General features: G+C 66.7%; 2 protein-coding genes. One reads left to right on the forward strand and one right to left on the reverse strand.

All coding sequences use genetic code 11. The annotated features are described in order from the left end of the window. Nucleotides 1-176: 176 nt before the first annotated feature. Nucleotides 177-286: twin-arginine translocase TatA/TatE family subunit (locus AOK22_RS40525; RefSeq protein ID WP_244165273.1), on the forward strand; the 110-nt coding region annotated here is incomplete at its 3' end. Nucleotides 287-332: 46 nt separating this feature from the next. Here the strand turns inward: AOK22_RS40525 and AOK22_RS38095 are convergent. Continuing rightward, nucleotides 333-992, reverse strand: coding sequence for a YceI family protein (locus AOK22_RS38095; RefSeq protein ID WP_055703217.1), 660 nt, complete (start codon nucleotides 990-992; stop codon nucleotides 333-335). Between the last annotated feature and the right edge of the window lie 73 nt (nucleotides 993-1,065).

Here is a 1,065-nt window from a genome sequence, read left to right on the forward strand (position 1 = left end):
GCCCGCGCCCCCGCTTTCGCCGCTGCCTCCGCTGACGCCGGACCCCAGCCATAGCCACACCCTCACTGCCCGTACCGCGACCAACAGTTGTACAGTTGCGCAATGTAGCAAGTGTTGAAGAGACGGAAGCCCAAGGAACCTCCCCCGAGGCACCTCAGCGAGAAGGTGAGCCCCCCATGATCCGCAACGCCCTGGAACCCTGGCACCTACTGATCGTCGCGATAGTGGTCCTGGCCGTCTTCGGCTCGAAACGCCTCCCGGACACGGCGCGCTCGCTGGGCAAGTCNNCGCACCTACTCCACGCACCTATTCCACGCAGCTACCCCACGCACCTATTCCACTGACCGGATGGCAGATATGTCGAACTGCAGCCGAACCTTCTCGCTCACCATGGTGCCGCCGGCCTTGAGCCGCTGGTTGTAGACGAGCCCCCAGTCGGTGCGGTCGATGGTGGTGGTGCCGTCGAAGCCGGCGCGCTCGAACCCGAAGGGATCGAGGACGGAACCGAGGTAGTCGAGCTGCAACTGGACGGGCCGGGTGACGTCGCGGATGGTCAGATCCCCGGTCATGCGGAAACTCTCGCCGCCCTCATGGACGGTGGACGTGCTCCGGAAGGCCATCTCGGGAAAACGGGCGGCATCAAAGAAGTCGGCACCCACGAGATGGGCGTCACGCTGCTCCACACCGGTGTCGACGCTGCCGACGCGAATGACGAGCTCGGCCCGTGAGGCGGAGGGCCGCTCCCCGTCGAAGTACAAGGAACTCTCGTACTCACCGAAAGCGCCGCGGACGGTGGTGACCATGGCATGCCGCACGGAGAACCCGATGCGGCTGTGGGGCCGGTCGATGGTCCAGTGCCCGGTCAGCGAACGAAGCGCCGGATCAAGCGCGACCCCGGCACCCGACGCGCCGGCCCCCGCCCCCGACGCGCCGGCCCCGCCGACGGACGTCGACTCGACGGTGGCGCCCTGCCGACGACTGAAGATACCCACGAGCTCGTACCCTTCTCCGACAATTGATCACACCGTGTTACCACGCCCCCCGCACCCAATCCCCGGCAAGATG

The organism is Streptomyces silaceus (assembly GCF_001419745.1).
Lineage (GTDB): Bacteria > Actinomycetota > Actinomycetes > Streptomycetales > Streptomycetaceae > Streptomyces > Streptomyces silaceus.